The 14,836-nt window shown below is 64.4% G+C and carries 12 protein-coding genes; 11 read left to right on the top strand and 1 reads right to left on the bottom strand.

Going from position 1 to position 14,836, the window contains the following annotated elements:
• Positions 1-27: 27 nt before the first annotated feature.
• The 11 genes from gmd to ASD47_RS09320 all read left to right on the top strand — a co-directional run bounded on the left by gmd (position 28) and on the right by ASD47_RS09320 (position 12,845).
• Complete coding sequence (gmd, locus tag ASD47_RS09370) at positions 28-1,101, top strand: GDP-mannose 4,6-dehydratase (RefSeq protein ID WP_056754903.1); 1,074 nt, start codon at positions 28-30, stop codon at positions 1,099-1,101.
• A 17-nt stretch (positions 1,102-1,118) separates the two neighbouring features.
• Complete coding sequence (locus tag ASD47_RS09365) at positions 1,119-2,072, top strand: GDP-L-fucose synthase (protein ID WP_056754900.1); 954 nt, start codon at positions 1,119-1,121, stop codon at positions 2,070-2,072.
• A gap of 4 nt (positions 2,073-2,076) precedes the next feature.
• Positions 2,077-3,363 carry a glycosyltransferase family 4 protein gene (locus ASD47_RS09360; protein WP_082564541.1) on the top strand — a complete coding sequence of 429 codons (1,287 nt, stop codon included), beginning with the start codon at positions 2,077-2,079 and terminating at the stop codon, positions 3,361-3,363.
• An 80-nt stretch (positions 3,364-3,443) separates the two neighbouring features.
• Positions 3,444-4,244, top strand: coding sequence for an ABC transporter permease (locus ASD47_RS09355; RefSeq protein ID WP_056754894.1), 801 nt, complete (start codon positions 3,444-3,446; stop codon positions 4,242-4,244).
• A 5-nt stretch (positions 4,245-4,249) separates the two neighbouring features.
• Positions 4,250-4,999: an ABC transporter ATP-binding protein gene (locus tag ASD47_RS09350; protein WP_056754891.1), complete on the top strand. Its 750-nt coding sequence runs from the start codon at positions 4,250-4,252 to the stop codon at positions 4,997-4,999.
• A gap of 72 nt (positions 5,000-5,071) precedes the next feature.
• Positions 5,072-5,845 carry a glucose-1-phosphate cytidylyltransferase gene (gene rfbF, locus ASD47_RS09345; RefSeq protein ID WP_056754888.1) on the top strand — a complete coding sequence of 258 codons (774 nt, stop codon included), beginning with the start codon at positions 5,072-5,074 and terminating at the stop codon, positions 5,843-5,845.
• A complete protein-coding gene (rfbG, locus tag ASD47_RS09340) occupies positions 5,830-6,912 on the top strand; it encodes a CDP-glucose 4,6-dehydratase (protein WP_056754885.1) in 1,083 nt (360 codons plus the stop codon). The genes rfbF and rfbG overlap by 16 nt, the downstream gene beginning before the upstream one ends.
• Before the next feature lie 31 nt (positions 6,913-6,943).
• Positions 6,944-8,287 (top strand): lipopolysaccharide biosynthesis protein RfbH, encoded by a 1,344-nt coding sequence (gene rfbH / locus ASD47_RS09335; protein WP_056754882.1) that lies wholly within the window; start codon positions 6,944-6,946, stop codon positions 8,285-8,287.
• Positions 8,288-8,313: 26 nt separating this feature from the next.
• Positions 8,314-9,198 carry an NAD(P)-dependent oxidoreductase gene (locus ASD47_RS09330; protein ID WP_056754880.1) on the top strand — a complete coding sequence of 295 codons (885 nt, stop codon included), beginning with the start codon at positions 8,314-8,316 and terminating at the stop codon, positions 9,196-9,198.
• 7 nt (positions 9,199-9,205) lie between these two features.
• Positions 9,206-12,532, top strand: a complete 3,327-nt coding sequence (locus ASD47_RS09325; protein WP_056754877.1) for a hypothetical protein — start codon at positions 9,206-9,208, stop codon at positions 12,530-12,532.
• A gap of 112 nt (positions 12,533-12,644) precedes the next feature.
• Complete coding sequence (locus ASD47_RS09320; RefSeq protein ID WP_056754873.1) at positions 12,645-12,845, top strand: hypothetical protein; 201 nt, start codon at positions 12,645-12,647, stop codon at positions 12,843-12,845.
• Here the strand turns inward: ASD47_RS09320 and ASD47_RS09315 are convergent.
• Positions 12,842-14,836, bottom strand: coding sequence for a DUF563 domain-containing protein (locus ASD47_RS09315; RefSeq protein WP_056754870.1), 1,995 nt, complete (start codon positions 14,834-14,836; stop codon positions 12,842-12,844). The genes ASD47_RS09320 and ASD47_RS09315 overlap by 4 nt on opposite strands.

Raw genomic sequence — 14,836 nt, 5'->3', positions numbered from 1 at the left:
ACGACCTACTGACACTATGGGGTTCTGATGACCAAGACCGCTCTCGTATCCGGCATCACGGGTCAAGACGGCACCTATCTCGCCGAATTTCTGCTCGACAAAGGCTATACGGTGCATGGCATGCGCCGTCGCACGTCTTGGTACAACGAGTTCCGCATCGAGAAGCTGCGCAATGACCCGCGGTACACCGACCGGTTCATCCTACACTATGGCGACCTGACCGACTTCTCGTCGATTGCTCGCCTCGTGGGCGAGATCAAGCCGGACGAGATCTACAATCTCGCCGCCCAAAGCCACGTCGCGGTCAGCTTCGACACCCCGGAGTACACAGCAAACGCCGACGGCATGGGCACGCTGCGCTTCCTGGAAGCCATTCGTATGCATGGCCTGATCGACAAGACCCGCTTCTACCAGGCCTCGACGTCGGAACTGTATGGTCTCGTCCAACAGGTCCCTCAGTCCGAAGCCACGCCCTTTTATCCGCGCAGCCCCTACGCCGTCGCCAAGCTCTACGCTTATTGGCTGACGGTGAACTATCGCGAAGGCTACGGGATTTTCGGCTCGAACGGCATCCTGTTCAACCATGAGAGCCCCATCCGCGGGGAAACCTTCGTGACGCGCAAGATTTCGCGCGCCATCGCTCTGATCGCCGAAGGCATCGACACCGTCTTGACGCTCGGCAACCTGGACGCTCAGCGCGACTGGGGCCACGCCCGCGACTTCGTCGAAGGCATGTGGATGATCACGAACCACTCCGAGGCCGACGACTTCGTGCTGGCCACAGGCAAAACCCAAACCGTCCGCCACTTCGTCGATCTGGCCTGCAAGTCGGTCGATATCGACGTCGAGTGGAAAGGCGCAGGCGTCGAAGAAAAGGGTTATAACGCGAAGACCGGCGCTTTGATCGTCGAGGTTTCGCCCACCCTGTTCCGCCCGGCCGAGGTGGAGCTGTTGATCGGCGACCCGTCCAAGGCCAAGGCCAAGCTGGGTTGGGAGGCCAAGGTCTCTCTGGAGCAGCTGTGCCAGGAGATGGTTGACACCGACCGCGAGCGTTATCGCGCCGGTGCGCTGCACTGGAACCAGCAAGGCATCCTGAACTAGTCCGGGTTCTGTTCCAAATGACCAGTAGCGCTTCGATCTTCAAAAACGACCGCATCCTCATCACGGGAGCCGGCGGCGTCCTGGGTTCCGCCTTGCGACGACTCACGGCCGAGATGGAGATCGAAGCGCTGCTGGCGCCGACGCGGGCGGATTGCGATCTGATGGACGCCAAATCCGTCACCGCCCTGTTTACGGCCTTCCGCCCAACGATCGTTCTGCATCTGGCCGGCCGGGTCTCCGGCGTCCAGGGCAACATCACCTTCGCTGGCGCCGCGTTCTATGAGAACGCGATGATCAATCTGAACGTCGTCGAGGCGGCGCGCCTAGCCGGATGCCGCAAGGTCGTCGCGGCCGGAACCACGGCGATCTACTCGGACGCCGCGCCCCTTCCGATGAAGGAAAGCGACCTGTGGCTGGGGCCGCCCCACGGCTCTGAGGGGCCCTATGGTCACGCCAAGCGCGCGATGTTCGCCCACCTTGAAGCCTACGCCCAACAGTATGGGTTGGATTTCGGCTATATGATCTGCACCAATCTCTACGGGCCGAACGACCGGTTCGACGAGGTCTACGGTCACGTGGTGCCGTCCCTGATCTCCCGTTTTCACAACGCCGTGCAGACCCAGGCGCCGTCGGTCACGATCTGGGGCGATGGTTCGCCGACGCGGGACTTCCTGTTCGCGGACGACGCCGCCAGCGCGTTCCTGACCGTCGCCGCCAGCGGTTCGGGCGCCTACAACACCGCCACTGGCCGGTCCCTGCCGATCCGCGACCTGGTCGAGGCGGTTCGGACCGCCTCGGGTTTCCAGGGCGAAATTCTGTGGGACACCGACAAGCCGAAGGGTCAGCTGCGCCGGGCTTATGACGTCACGCGGCTGACCGACCTTGGCTGGGCTCCCAAATTCGACCTGAAGGCCGGCGTCAAGGCGACCTACGACTGGTTCGCGCAAAATACCGGGGCGATCCGGCGATAGGGCTATGAGCCAGCGATCCTCTTCGTCGACATGGTCGCTCGGGAGCGTCGCCGCCGCCTGGCGCCGCCTCCCCGTGCCGCCTTCGCTGCGTCGGAATCTGGCGCGACCCATCTATCAGGCGCTGTCGCTTATGGCGCACCTGGCGCGATGGCCTGCGCCGCGACCTGTCGCCAGTCTGACGCCGGGCGACCTGGTCGTCTCGAGCTTCGCCCATGAAGTGATGGGTTTGGGATCAGGCGCGCGCATGACGCTCGCGGGCCTACGCCAAGCGGGCCTGGAGCCGATATCCGAGGACATCGGCTTCCTCCGCACCGAGCCGTTGTACGATCATCGCCCTCTGCCGGGGCGGCCCGCCGGCGGCGTGTGGATAAGCCAGTGCAATCCGCCCGAGATGGATCGGCTGTTCTTCGCCCATCGCGCCGCCAATTTGGCGCAACGCTACCGCATCGGCTATTGGGCCTGGGAGCTCGAAAGGCCGCCTGCGTCCTGGGCGCGGTCCGCTCGGGGTCTGAACGAGATCTGGACGCCTAGCCAGTTCGTGTGCGACGCTGTCCGGAAGATCGTCCCGCCCGACCGGCACGACATGGTCAAGGTAGTGCCTCATCCGTCGCGCGACATGACTGGCGTCCAGCCTGATCGGACTGGGCTGAAACTGCCGCAGAACGCCATGGTCGTGCTGGTCATGGCCGATCTGCGGTCCACCAGCGCGCGGAAAAATCCGAAGGCGGCGATCGACGCCTTCCTGCGCGCCTTCCCCGAACCGACCGACCGCGCCCATCTCGTTTGCAAGCTGGTGGCCCACGAAGCGGCGCCCGAAGAATACGCCAGGCTCGAGTCAGCGCTCGGCAAACGCCCGGACGTCACCTTGATGACGGATCATCTCAGCGATAGCGACGTATGGCGCCTGATGGCCAGCAGCGACGTGCTCTTGTCTTTGCATCGGTCTGAAGGCTATGGACTTGCGCTGGCGGAGGCCATGCAACTTGAACGCTGCGTCGTCGCGACGGGCTGGTCTGGAAACATGGACTTCATGGACAACGACTGCGGAGTGCTCGTGCCCTACCAACTGACGCCGGTCGGTTCTCAGGCGGGGCCCTATTCCACGACCGGCGGCCGCTGGGCCGAGCCCGACGTGGAGTTCGCGGCTCAAGCGCTTCGGAGCCTTCTTGCCGATCCGGCGCGCAGAACCCGACTTGGTCACGAAGCCGCCAAGAGAATCAACGACCATCAGGCTCGTTTCCATCGCGCGGTGGCTGACGCGCCGTGGCGTAGCCTGCTAATCAGAAACTGAAGACCGGCCGCCATTCCTGAAATTCCATCTCGCGAACCGCTGTCGCGTACCTTTGAAATGCCCCATCTAGGCGAGACTTGATGTTGTTTAAACAAACGAGAACCGCGGCGAACGACATCCTGCGCGGCCTGGCTCTATACAAGACCTGGTCTTATCTGGCCTATCAAGACGTCGGCGCACGCTATCGACGCTCCTTGCTGGGTCCGTTCTGGATCGCCGCGGGCACCGTCGCCCAGGCCGCGTCCATGACCATCGTGTACGGCGCCATCATGCATCTGCCGTTGGCGGAAATGCTGCCTTACATCATGGGCGGTCTGGTGGTGTTCAATTTCATGGGCATCCCCTTTACGGACGGCTGCGAGACCTACACCGGCGCCGCCAGCACGATCCGCGCCTACCCGCTTCCTTATTCTTTCCACATCTTCCGGATGGTGCTCCGCGCGCTGGTGGTGATGGCGCACAACCTTGTGGTCTATTTCCTGGTCGTGTTCCTGTGCGAGCGCACGGTGCACGTGACGCCGATGATCATTCCGGCCACCTTGCTCATCACCTTCTTCGTGATCTGCGCCTCGACCATCACGGCGACCATCAGCCTCCGCTTCCGCGACGTGCGCTTCCTGCTGCCCTATCTCTGGCAAATCCTGTTCTTCTCCACCCCGGTGTTCTGGCGTGCCGACAGCTTCGCGATCGGCGACAAGCGCCGGATGATCTTCGAATACAACCCGATCTACTACCTGATGGAAGTGGTTCGTCGGCCGTTGCTGGGTGAACAGATCGCGCCGAACATCTGGCCCGTAGCCATCACGATCGTCGCGATCCTGGCGCCCCTGGCGTTCATCGTGTTCGCGCTCTTTCGCAAACGCATTGCCCTGTGGGTGTAGTCCAAATGCCAGAACCCATCCTCAGCGCTCGCCAACTGCGCCTGATCTACCCCGTCTTCTCTCTCCGGGCGCGCTCGCTGCGTAATGCGGTCATCGCCTCCGCCACCGGCGGCCGGCTGCTTCAGGACGCTCGAAACGTCGTGCACGTCCAGGCCCTGGACGGCGTCAGCTTCGACCTGGAAGAGGGCGACCGCATGGCGATCTACGGTCACAACGGCTCGGGCAAGACCACCCTGCTAAAGGTGCTGGCCGGCATCTACGAGCCGACCAGCGGAGACCTGCGGGTGCGCGGTCGCGTCTCGTCGATGATCGACATTGGCCACGGCATGGACACGGAAGCCACCGGTATTGAAAACATCCGCATCATGTCGCAATTCCGCGGATTCAGCCGCAAGCAGATCGATGAGAAAATTCCGGAGATCGTCGACTTCGCGGAGCTCGGAAACTTTATCCACCTGCCCGTCAAGACCTACTCGACGGGCATGGTGGTTCGTCTGATGTTTGCGGTCAGCACCTGCTTTGAGCCGGAAATCCTGATCCTGGACGAGTGGCTGGGCGCCGGCGACGCCGGCTTCATGAACAAGGCCGCCGCGCGCATGGACCAGTTCGTTTCGCGCTCGCGCCTGGTGGTGGTGGCCACCCACAGCACCGAGCTGATCAAGCGTGTCTGCAACAAGATCTGCGTGCTGGACGGCGGCAAGATCAAATATTTCGGCGAGCCCATTCCCTACCTCAAGACCGTCGGAGCGGCCTAGGCGCCGGCGGTCGGCCGGCGCCGATGAGGTCTGTCCCGTGGTGAGCGGGTCAAGGAAAGAAGGAACGGAGCTATGAAAGCGGTCATTCTTGCGGGCGGCCTAGGATCACGCCTGGGAGAAGAAACTCACCTGCGCCCGAAACCCATGGTTTCGATAGGGGAGCAGCCGATCCTCTGGCACGTCATGAAGATGTACAGCCAGCACGGGATCAACGACTTCGTCATTTGCTTGGGCTACAAAGGCTATGTGATTAAGGAGTTCTTCTCGAACTACTTTCTGCACACGTCGGACGTCACGTTCGATCTGGCCGAAAATTCGATGGAGGTACATCGCAACAGCGCCGAGCCGTGGAAGGTGACACTCGTCGACACCGGCGCGACGACGATGACGGGCGGGCGCGTGCGCCGTGTCGCTCCCTTCGTGAAGGACGAGGAATCCTTCTGCCTTACCTATGGCGACGGCGTTTCCGACATCGACATCAAGGCCAGTCTGGATTTCCACCGCGCCCACGGCAAGCTTTGCACGGTCACCGGCGTGCGGCCGCCCGGGCGCTTCGGCGCCCTGACGCTGCAAGGCGACCAGGTCGAGCGCTTCGAGGAAAAGCCCGTCGGGGACGGCTCCTGGATCAATGGCGGCTTCTTCGTGATGTCGCCCAAGATCATCGACTACATTCCCGAGGATGACGGCTCGGTCTGGGAGCAAAGGCCGATGCGAGACCTGGCGGCAGACGGCCAGCTCCAGGCCTATCTGCATGACGGTTTTTGGCAGTGCATGGACACCGTGCGCGACCGCGCCGTGCTGGAAGAGCTTTGGGCTAGCGGGAAGGCTCCATGGAAAAGTTGGTGAATCCCGGATTCTGGAACGGGCGCCGCGTCTTCCTGACCGGCCACACGGGCTTCAAGGGCGGCTGGCTGGCCGCCACCCTGAAGGGTTGGGGCGCCGAGCTGCATGGCTACGCCCTGGCGCCGGTGGACGGCGGGATCTATCAGCGCGCCGGCGGCGACGAGCTCATGGCCAGCTCCACCATCGCCGACATCCGCGACCTGGAAACCCTGTCTCAAGCGCTGCTGAGCAGCCAAGCCGAAGTCGTCATCCACATGGCGGCCCAGCCCCTGGTCCGCCTGTCCTACGCCACGCCGGTGGAGACCTACGCCGTCAACGTGATGGGCACGGTGAATCTTCTGGAGGCCTCGCGCGCGCTCCAGACCGCGCGGGCGTTGGTCGTTGTGACGAGCGACAAGTGCTATGAAAATCGCGAATGGCCTTGGGGCTATCGCGAGAACGAGGCCATGGGCGGCTATGACCCTTACAGCAACAGCAAGGGTTGCGCCGAACTGGTGACCGCGGCCTATCGCCAGTCGTTCTTCAAGACCTCCGGTCCAGCGGTGGGATCTGGCCGCGCCGGCAACGTGATAGGCGGCGGCGACCTAGCCCTGGACCGGCTCGTACCTGACTTGGTTCGCGCCTTCACGGCCGGTGAAACCACCGCGATCCGCTATCCGAACGCGACCCGCCCCTGGCAGCACGTGCTTGAGCCCTTGTCGGGCTACCTGCAGCTGGCCCAGGCGCTGCACGGCGACGACGGCGCGACCTTCGCCGACGGCTGGAATTTCGGACCGGCCAGTTCCGGCGAACGCACGGTGGGTGAAATCGCCGACGCCGCCGTTCGCGCCTGGGGCCCGGGAGCCGGCTGGGAGCACGTGGGAGGCGAATATCTGCACGAAGCAGGCTATTTGAAACTCGATTCGTCCAAGGCGCGCGCCCAGCTGGGCTGGGCGCCCCGGTGGGATTTCGAGAGGACGATCGCGCAGACCATCGACTGGTACCGCGCCGCCACCGATCCGAAGGCGGACATGGCCGCCTTTACGCGCGCCCAGATCGACTCCTATTTCAATTCGCAATTCCTCGCCTGACAGGCGCAACTCTTCCAAGGATTCAAGGTCTATGGCCGACACGCGCCCGGACGCCGACGCCCTCCGCAAACAAATTCTCGAACTGACCGCCGAATACGCGAAGCTGGCCCATGCGCCGGCGCCCTTCGTGCCCGGCCAGTCGCCCGTGCCGGTGGCCGGCAAGGTCTACGATCACACCGACATGGTCTCGCTCGTCGATTCGTCGCTGGACTTCTGGCTGACCACGGGCCGATTCAACACCGCCTTCGAGGCCAAGCTCGGCAAGTTCCTCGGCATCCGCCGCGGCGTGCAGACCGTGAATTCGGGCTCCTCGGCCAACCTGGTGGCGTTGACGGGCCTGACCTCGCACATGCATGGCGAGCGCGCGCTGAAGCCCGGCGACGAGGTGATCACCTGCGCCACCGGTTTCCCCACGACCGTGAACCCGTCTTTGCAGAACAACCTGGTTCCGGTGTTCCTGGACGTGGATATCCCGACCTACAACATGGATGTCGGCAAGCTCGAGGAAGCGATCTCACCCAAGACCAAGGCGATCATGCTGGCCCACACCTTGGGCAATCCCTTCGACCTCGACGCCATCATGGCCGTGGCCGAAAAGCATAATCTGTGGGTGGTCGAAGACTGCTGCGACGCCTTGGGCGCCACCTATAACGGCAAGCTGGTCGGCACCTATGGCGACGTCGGCACTGTAAGCTTCTATCCGGCTCACCACATCACCATGGGCGAGGGCGGAGCGGTGTTCACATCGGATCCGGCCGTGCGCCGCGCCATGGAATCGGTCCGCGACTGGGGCCGTGACTGCTGGTGCGAACCCGGCATGGACAATACCTGCAAGCGCCGGTTCGACTGGCAACTGGGCGATCTGCCCTATGGCTACGACCACAAGTACACCTACTCGCATCTGGGTTATAACCTCAAGATCACCGACATGCAGGCGGCGGTCGGGCTTGCCCAGATGGACCACCTCGAGCAGTTCATCCAGGCCCGTCGACAAAACTTCAATTACTTGAAGGCGGCCCTGAAGCCGTACGAGGAATTCCTGATCCTCCCCGAGGCGACGGCCAAGAGCGACCCGTCGTGGTTCGGCTTCCTGCTGACGCTGCGGGACGGCGCGCCTTTCACCCGCGACGACCTGGTCAAGCACCTGAACGCCAACAAAGTGGCGACCCGTCTGCTGTTCGGCGGCAACCTGATCCGTCAGCCCTACATGAAGGACCGGCCCTATCGCGTGGTCGGCGACCTTACGAACGCGGACATCATCGTCGATCGCACCTTCTGGGTCGGCGTCTATCCCGGCCTGGGCCAAGATCACCTCGACTACATGGTCGACCAGACCGGCGGCTTCATCCGCGCCAAGACGGGCGTCGCCGGGTGACGAGCGCGGCCGAGCGGCGAGTTCTGATGACCGGCGTGACGGGCTATGTCGGTCGTCACGTCGCCGCCCGCTTCGTCGCCGCCGGATGGACCGTCGACGCCATCGTGCGCTCGGAGTCGGGGGCCACGCCGCCGGGCGTGACGACGCATGTCCATGACGGGGAAATGGCAAGTCTGAAAACGGCCCTCGCGGCCGCCCGGCCCGACGTCGTCATCCACATCGCCTCCGCCGTCGTGATCGAGCATGGGTGCGAAGACGTCGACCGCATTCTGGACGCCAACATCAGGTTTCCGACCCTGCTGCTCGAAGCCATGCGGGAAACCTCTTGTCGTCGGTTTATCGACACGGGCACCTCCTGGCAGCATTTCACCGCCACCGACGTCTATGATCCCGCCAACCTGTACGCCGCCAGCAAGCAGGCGTTCTCCGATCTGGCGCTCTATTACGCGAACGCCCTGGGTTTCTGCATCAGTTCGCTGAAGCTCTTCGACGTCTATGGTCCGCGGGACGGACGCCGCAAGCTGCTTCCCTCGCTGCTGAACCTGCGAAGATCCGCCGGCTCGCTCGACATGTCGCCCGGTGGACAGAGCCTGGATCTGGTGCATATCGCCGACGTGGCGGACGCCTATCTGGCGACCGCCGAAGCCCGCCTGCTCGACGCCCCGTCCGGCCTGGAAGTCTTCACCGTACGCACGGGACGAACCGTCACTTTGCGAGACTTGGTAGGGCAGCTGGAAACCATCGGCGGTCGTCCTTTATCCGTCGTTTTCGGCGGACGCCCCTACCGGAGCCGGGAGGTCATGGCGCCGTGGACGGCCCATCGCCCGCCGCCCGGCTGGACCCCCAAGGTGACTCTCGAAACTGGCCTTGCCGAGGTCATCGCTGAGTTCGATGCTCGAACCATCGCTTAGGATCAAGATGGCAGACGACAAGCGCAAAATCGCGGCCGCGGTCAAAGCCGTTGACGACGCTCTCAAGGGCGCCGGACCGCCCGCGCCGCCGGTCGTCGAAATCGCGGCTCACACGGCGCTGGCCGGCGCATGCGTCGCGGCCCTCGGATACAACAAGCTGCTGGCGCTCAGCGACAAGCAGAACGCCGGCGAACGACCCGATCTGCTCGGCTTGACGATCAACCTGCTGATCCAGGCTGCGCACCAGGCGATCGTCGAAGGCGACCCCGACCTGGCCACAGATCTTCTGATGCGCCTGCGGGTGCATGCGCCGCACGACGTCGGCGTGCGCCTGGATCTCTCGCGGCAGATGGAACGCCTTGACCGCCCCCAGGAGGTGATCGCGCTGCTGGAGCCCATGCTGGCGACATTCGACGCCCTGCCGGCGATCTATCTGGAAAGGCTCGGCGCGCTGGTCAAGGCGGCCGTCACTTGCCGCCGCTTGGATCTGGTGGCGGTCATCGGCAAGGCGGTGGCGGCCCGGCCCGATGGAGGCTTTCTGCCGACCATTTCCCAGGCGTCGTGCGAGCGCATGGCGCTTCTGGAAGACCTCGGCGTCTCACCGGAGGTCCTCGCCCAACGGGCCGAGGCACCGGCCGAGCGCGCCTACCTCCCTGCGATCCTGGCGTACAGCGACCATGCCATGATCGAGGCCTTGGCCCCGGAAAGTCTTGGCGGAATACTGGACGTGGACCTGGCTCTCACGGTCGCCGGGATCGCTAACGCGAGAGGCTGGTCGCGCCCCTACCGCATGGCGCTCGCCGCAGCGACCGACAGCGTCGCTGTCCATGGCGACGTCGCGCGCGCGCGCAGGTCATGGACGCGATCCAAGCTGGCCCCGGAGGGCTTCGAGCCCTTCCTCCTGGGTGTTCGCGCCCGTCAGGAGAGCGCGTTGGCTGGCGCAACCAATCCTGAAGCGCTGCAGGACGTCGCCACGGCCCCAGAGGTTCTAGCCGCCGACGCCGGCGTGGCCGGAACGGTCGAGGCGGTCTATCGGGAATCATTCCACGGCTTCCATGATGGCCCCAGTCTGGCCACGGCGACCGCCGCCTGGCGGTTAGCCTATCGCGCCGGGCGCTTCGCGACCTTGCCACGCATCGCGCCGCTCGATTCCGACAGAGGCGCGCCGGGCCTGACCTCGAAGGCCGCGAGCGTCGTCTCGGCGCGGGTCAGGAACGACCCAGCCTCGCCGCTGTGGTTGATGATGACCTGGCGCGCGGACGCCAACCGGCTTCTGCGGACCCTGACGGCCTATGCCGGCAAGGGGGTGAAGCTCATCGTCTCGATCGGCGGCGACGGTCGTCCCGCCGACCTGTCGCGAGCCAGCGCGCTGCTCCTGGTCGAGGACGCCCAGATCCTGATCCGCCCGACCGTCACCTGGGGCGGGCAGAAGCTGCTCTTCCAGAACGTGCTGGAGGTGATGAAGGCCTTTTCGGAGACCACGACGCCCGACGCCTGGATACAGGTCGTGTGCGATCGTTCCTATCCCGCCGTCAATCTGCGTCAGCTGCGTCAGCATGCGGCGAAAGGTGCTGAAAGCTTCAAGAAATACGCCCACTTTCACGGCCCATGGGCCTGGCGGCGCGAGTGGCCCGACGAAATCGTCGACAACCTGCCCGCGCTCTACAACGAGGCGATGGACGAGGTCATCGAGACAGGGCGCGCGGACAAGTTCCGGGCGCTCACCACGCATCCCATGTTCCCCGCGCCGCCCGAAACCCGCTTCCGCTCGACCACTTTCAGTTTCAACGAGACGCCCGTGTCGATCTCCGGCGACGTACGCGCCTCCGCCCACCGGTATTCGATTTCGTCCTATCAGCAAGACGTCCGCTGGATGTCGTTCTCGCGCCTGCAGGAGTTCGTGGATACCTCGAGCGAGAACGGGGCTTCCTATTCGCGCCGGCTGCACCCCCTGGCGATGTCCTGGGCCCACAAGACGCTTCTCAAGTACGAGATGCGCAATGGGTCGCCCTTCTTTTTCGCCAACCGGAAATACGCGGACTTCATCCATTCGGATGAGCGCATTCCGGAGATGTTCTCGGTGATGAATCTCGGCTTTGGGCCTGAGATGAATTTCTTTGATACCGTGGCGGCTTCGTTCGATCTCAAGGACGACATGATCCACCCGTATGTGCGCTTCCCCACGGAAGACGCGGTGGACTCACTGCTGCCGACGATCTGCGAACAGGCCGACACCGCCGGTCGCCACTTGATCAGGAAGTCCAATCCGACCGAAGGCGGGCAGGTGCTGGAGTTCCTCTCGGATCGGATCTTCGAGGCGGAACCCGCGGGCGATTTCCATTGGGTCGGCACGGTGGACGTCAGCGACGTGGCGCGGACCTTGTTGCCGGTGTTCGACGAAGCGGTGCTCGAGTCCATCCTGGACTCGGCCGTGACGTTGAGGAACCTCAAGGGAGAGACTCCGCAAGCAGCCACCCTGGGTCGCGACGGACATATTCGCGATGAGGATGATGCTTCGATCGCCACGTGGCTGTTCGAACGCAACGGCCTGACAGTGCATTACAATAACCGCCTCTGGGGCGTTAAGCGCTACGAGCGCCTCGTCAGCGACGGCCGGAATCTGACCCTCGCGCCGGCAGAGCTGATCCACGAGCGGAACCACTGGAGCCTGTTCATCGACATCCCGCTGTCCTCCGTTCGACAGGACCCGGCGGTCACGGGTCTCGGCGTCGATCGGACGCGGAAGGTCATCGAGACGCCGCGACCGTGGGTGGGATCGCCCAATCACGAGGCCGCCCTGCTGTGCGCCTTCACGGACAACGAAGATCCGGCGTTCCCGGCGCCGGTCGCGGTCGCCGATGGCGGGGTTTACGAAGTCCGTCAGGTCGATGGCGAGTACGTGATGCTCTGCGCGGTCGGCGGAGACCCCGCCCTCCTGCGCCTGTCGGGCGTCGCCGAGGCGGACGGACGGTTCGCCGTCATCCTGTCGCGCGCGACCCAGGCCCAGGCCGACCAATGGGACGCCTCGCCTCATGCGGCGCCGACGGTGCGCCTGCCCGTCAAACAGATCATCGGCCGCTGGCGTCTCGACCTGCTGGAGGGCTCACGGCACGTCGTCCTGGACGCGGACGGCGGCGTTCTGGATGAGCACGGCGCGGTCGTGGGCAGGTGGGCCTTGCGCCACGACGGCCTGCAGATCCTCGGCCTCAAGGGATTGCGGCACGCCTTGGCCGGCCAGTATCGCTGGCAGGACGGCGTCTGGAGCCTGTCGGGATGGGGCTGGAAAAACCTGAAGGATCTCGCCGCCTTCAGGATGATCCAGGCCGGTGCCTAAGGTCTGTCCTCGCGCCGTTTTTCTGGAAAACGGGATCCGCTGTTCCCAGGAAGCTTCAGGCGCCGGGCAACCCTGCGCACCGGCGCGGCGTTCCTCTTGCGAGGAGAACGCCATGCAGGAAGACGAGCCCATCACCAGTGTCGGGTGGACCACGCGATTCATGCGCTGGGAATTCCTGACGATCGTCCTGGTGATCATCGCCGTGGTCGCGGTTGGGATCGTCACTACGATCCGGCACGGCGAACGCCCGCAGGGCGGCATCAACGTCAACGGCCAGCCGCTGCCGACTCATGCCGATGGCGCGAGCCGCTAGGCCCGCGAGGCCATCACCCGTTCGATCAGCGTCGCCACCTTCTCGGGGTCGATCACGAAGTCGGAGTGACCGGCCGGCAGTCGCCGTTCGACGTCCGAGTCGGCCCGGATGCTTTCGCCGAAAACATAGCCGACATCGAAGTTGCGACCGCTGGCAGCGCTGCTGAGGATCGGCATGATGTAGTCTTCGTCGCCGATCGCCATGAAGACCTGGCCTGGACGGGCATAGACGGCGCTGTAGAGCCCCGCCCCCTCGGCGCCGATCATCATCGCGGCGTCGCGGTAGGCGATGATCTCGTCTTCCAGCGACAGCAATTCGGGCCGCAGGACCTCGAAGTTGTAGCGATCCACCAGCATCTGCCGCACGGCGTCGTAGGTCAGCATGTTGCGCCAGCTGGTGCGCTGCTCACGGCTGATCAGCAGCCGCCGCGACGGCTTGCCTGGATTTGGATCCACCTTGCGAGCCATCTCGTCGTAGATGGACAAGGTGTAGGGCGAGAACACCAGCGGCCAAGGCTGAGGCACGATCATCTCATCGGCCTGGACAATGGCGTCCGGCGGAATGACGACGATGCGCTCATCCGGGATGCCGACCATGTTCAGCATCTGCCGCTGCTTCTTCCTCAGGGTCGGCGGCACCAGGATGGTGGCCTCGATCCCGAGGTCGCGGAGGATGAGCACGCGTGGAAAGCACTGCAGCAGGAAGTGCGAGTGGAAGTGGTGCAGGGTCGGCGTGAAGGTCAGCGGCATGGCCGCACCCTTGACGTGAATGCGGCGGTTGGCCTTCAACAGGCCCCACTTCACGCCTTCGGCGTCGACCGTGCTGGCCCTGACGATCGGCGTGTTGGGCAGGTTGGACGCCTCGCCGACGTCGTCGATCAGGCGACCCTGGCCGTCGAAATGCAGATAGGTGACGTGGAACTGGTCGATCGACGATACGATCGAGCCGTTCTTGAAGCTGTGCGCCAGGTGGGGAAAGATCTGGTCGGCGGAAATGTGGCGCCGCGCCTCTTCGGGCATCGGCGCGGAAGCGACCACGGCGATAGGCGGCCGCAGCTTGACGACCTCATGGGTCGCTCCGTCCGGACCATGCCAGAAACGATGCTCGGCAAAGCCATCCTCTCCACGCTCGGCGCGCGGGCGTCCACCGGATATTTCGCAGACCTGCTCGATACCATTCTCAAGGGTCAGACTGGGCAGGCGCGATAGACCGGACGCGATGACGACGGCTCGGCGCTCGCCGTTCGAAGCGTCATAAACCCGCGAAACGATGCGGGCTTCCGGCTCGGCTCGCTCCAGGTCGGCGACAGCTTTGAGGGCCACCTCGGCGGAAGCCGAGATCACGAAGAAGCTGTCGTCGTGGAAGAGGTGGGACAGGCTGGCGTAACGCTCGGCGGTGTCGATCCGCGCGCCTAGGTTGGCCACGGGGAGGGTCAAGGCCAGGCAGCCGATCCGATTGCGGCCCAGGTCCGCCATCACAGGCCCTACGTCGGCCAGCTCGCGCCAGAGCATGGCGTGGGTCGCCAGTTCGATGTGCGAGCACTCCGCCCATTTCGGCGGATCGCGCGGATTGGGGTTCTCGGGCACGACCTGGAGGCCGATGACGACGTTGCCATTGGCCATGCAGGGCGCGAAGAGCTCGAGCGCGCCGTCGTGCACCAAGGCCTCGGGCAGGCCTCGCGAACCGATGAACCGGGTCTGGAAGTTCATCTGCAGCACGATGCGGTTCAGCACCGCCGCGGTCACGGGATCGAAGCCGGCGCGGTCGCGCGCGGCGACGCTCAGCAACGCCGTGAAATAGAAATCTTCGCCGGAATAGCCGAAGGTCTGGCCCAGGATCGAGGCGGGAACCCCGCGCACGAAGTCCAGGAAGTCCAGTTCGGGTTCGATCTCGCGCAGTTTGTCGTGAGCGAATTTCAGCGCGCCCAGCTTGCGCTGATGGTCTTGCGGACCGACGGGGGCCAGGCCGCAAAGGAGGGTGGACAGGTCCAA

The sequence above is a fragment of the Caulobacter sp. Root1472 genome (assembly GCF_001426985.1).
GTDB lineage: Bacteria > Pseudomonadota > Alphaproteobacteria > Caulobacterales > Caulobacteraceae > Caulobacter > Caulobacter rhizosphaerae.
This window is presented reverse-complemented; position numbering and strand designations above follow the sequence as displayed.

Excerpts from the sequence above, each read along its gene's own strand:
- gmd (WP_056754903.1), top strand. The coding sequence starts at position 28 with ATGACCAAGACCGCTCTCGTATCCGGCATCACGGGTCAAGACGGCACC.
- ASD47_RS09365 (WP_056754900.1), top strand. The coding sequence starts at position 1,119 with ATGACCAGTAGCGCTTCGATCTTCAAAAACGACCGCATCCTCATCACG.
- ASD47_RS09360 (WP_082564541.1), top strand. The coding sequence starts at position 2,077 with ATGAGCCAGCGATCCTCTTCGTCGACATGGTCGCTCGGGAGCGTCGCC.
- ASD47_RS09355 (WP_056754894.1), top strand. The coding sequence starts at position 3,444 with ATGTTGTTTAAACAAACGAGAACCGCGGCGAACGACATCCTGCGCGGC.
- ASD47_RS09350 (WP_056754891.1), top strand. The coding sequence starts at position 4,250 with ATGCCAGAACCCATCCTCAGCGCTCGCCAACTGCGCCTGATCTACCCC.
- rfbF (WP_056754888.1), top strand. The coding sequence starts at position 5,072 with ATGAAAGCGGTCATTCTTGCGGGCGGCCTAGGATCACGCCTGGGAGAA.
- rfbG (WP_056754885.1), top strand. The coding sequence starts at position 5,830 with ATGGAAAAGTTGGTGAATCCCGGATTCTGGAACGGGCGCCGCGTCTTC.
- rfbH (WP_056754882.1), top strand. The coding sequence starts at position 6,944 with ATGGCCGACACGCGCCCGGACGCCGACGCCCTCCGCAAACAAATTCTC.
- ASD47_RS09330 (WP_056754880.1), top strand. The coding sequence starts at position 8,314 with ATGACCGGCGTGACGGGCTATGTCGGTCGTCACGTCGCCGCCCGCTTC.
- ASD47_RS09325 (WP_056754877.1), top strand. The coding sequence starts at position 9,206 with ATGGCAGACGACAAGCGCAAAATCGCGGCCGCGGTCAAAGCCGTTGAC.
- ASD47_RS09320 (WP_056754873.1), top strand. The coding sequence starts at position 12,645 with ATGCAGGAAGACGAGCCCATCACCAGTGTCGGGTGGACCACGCGATTC.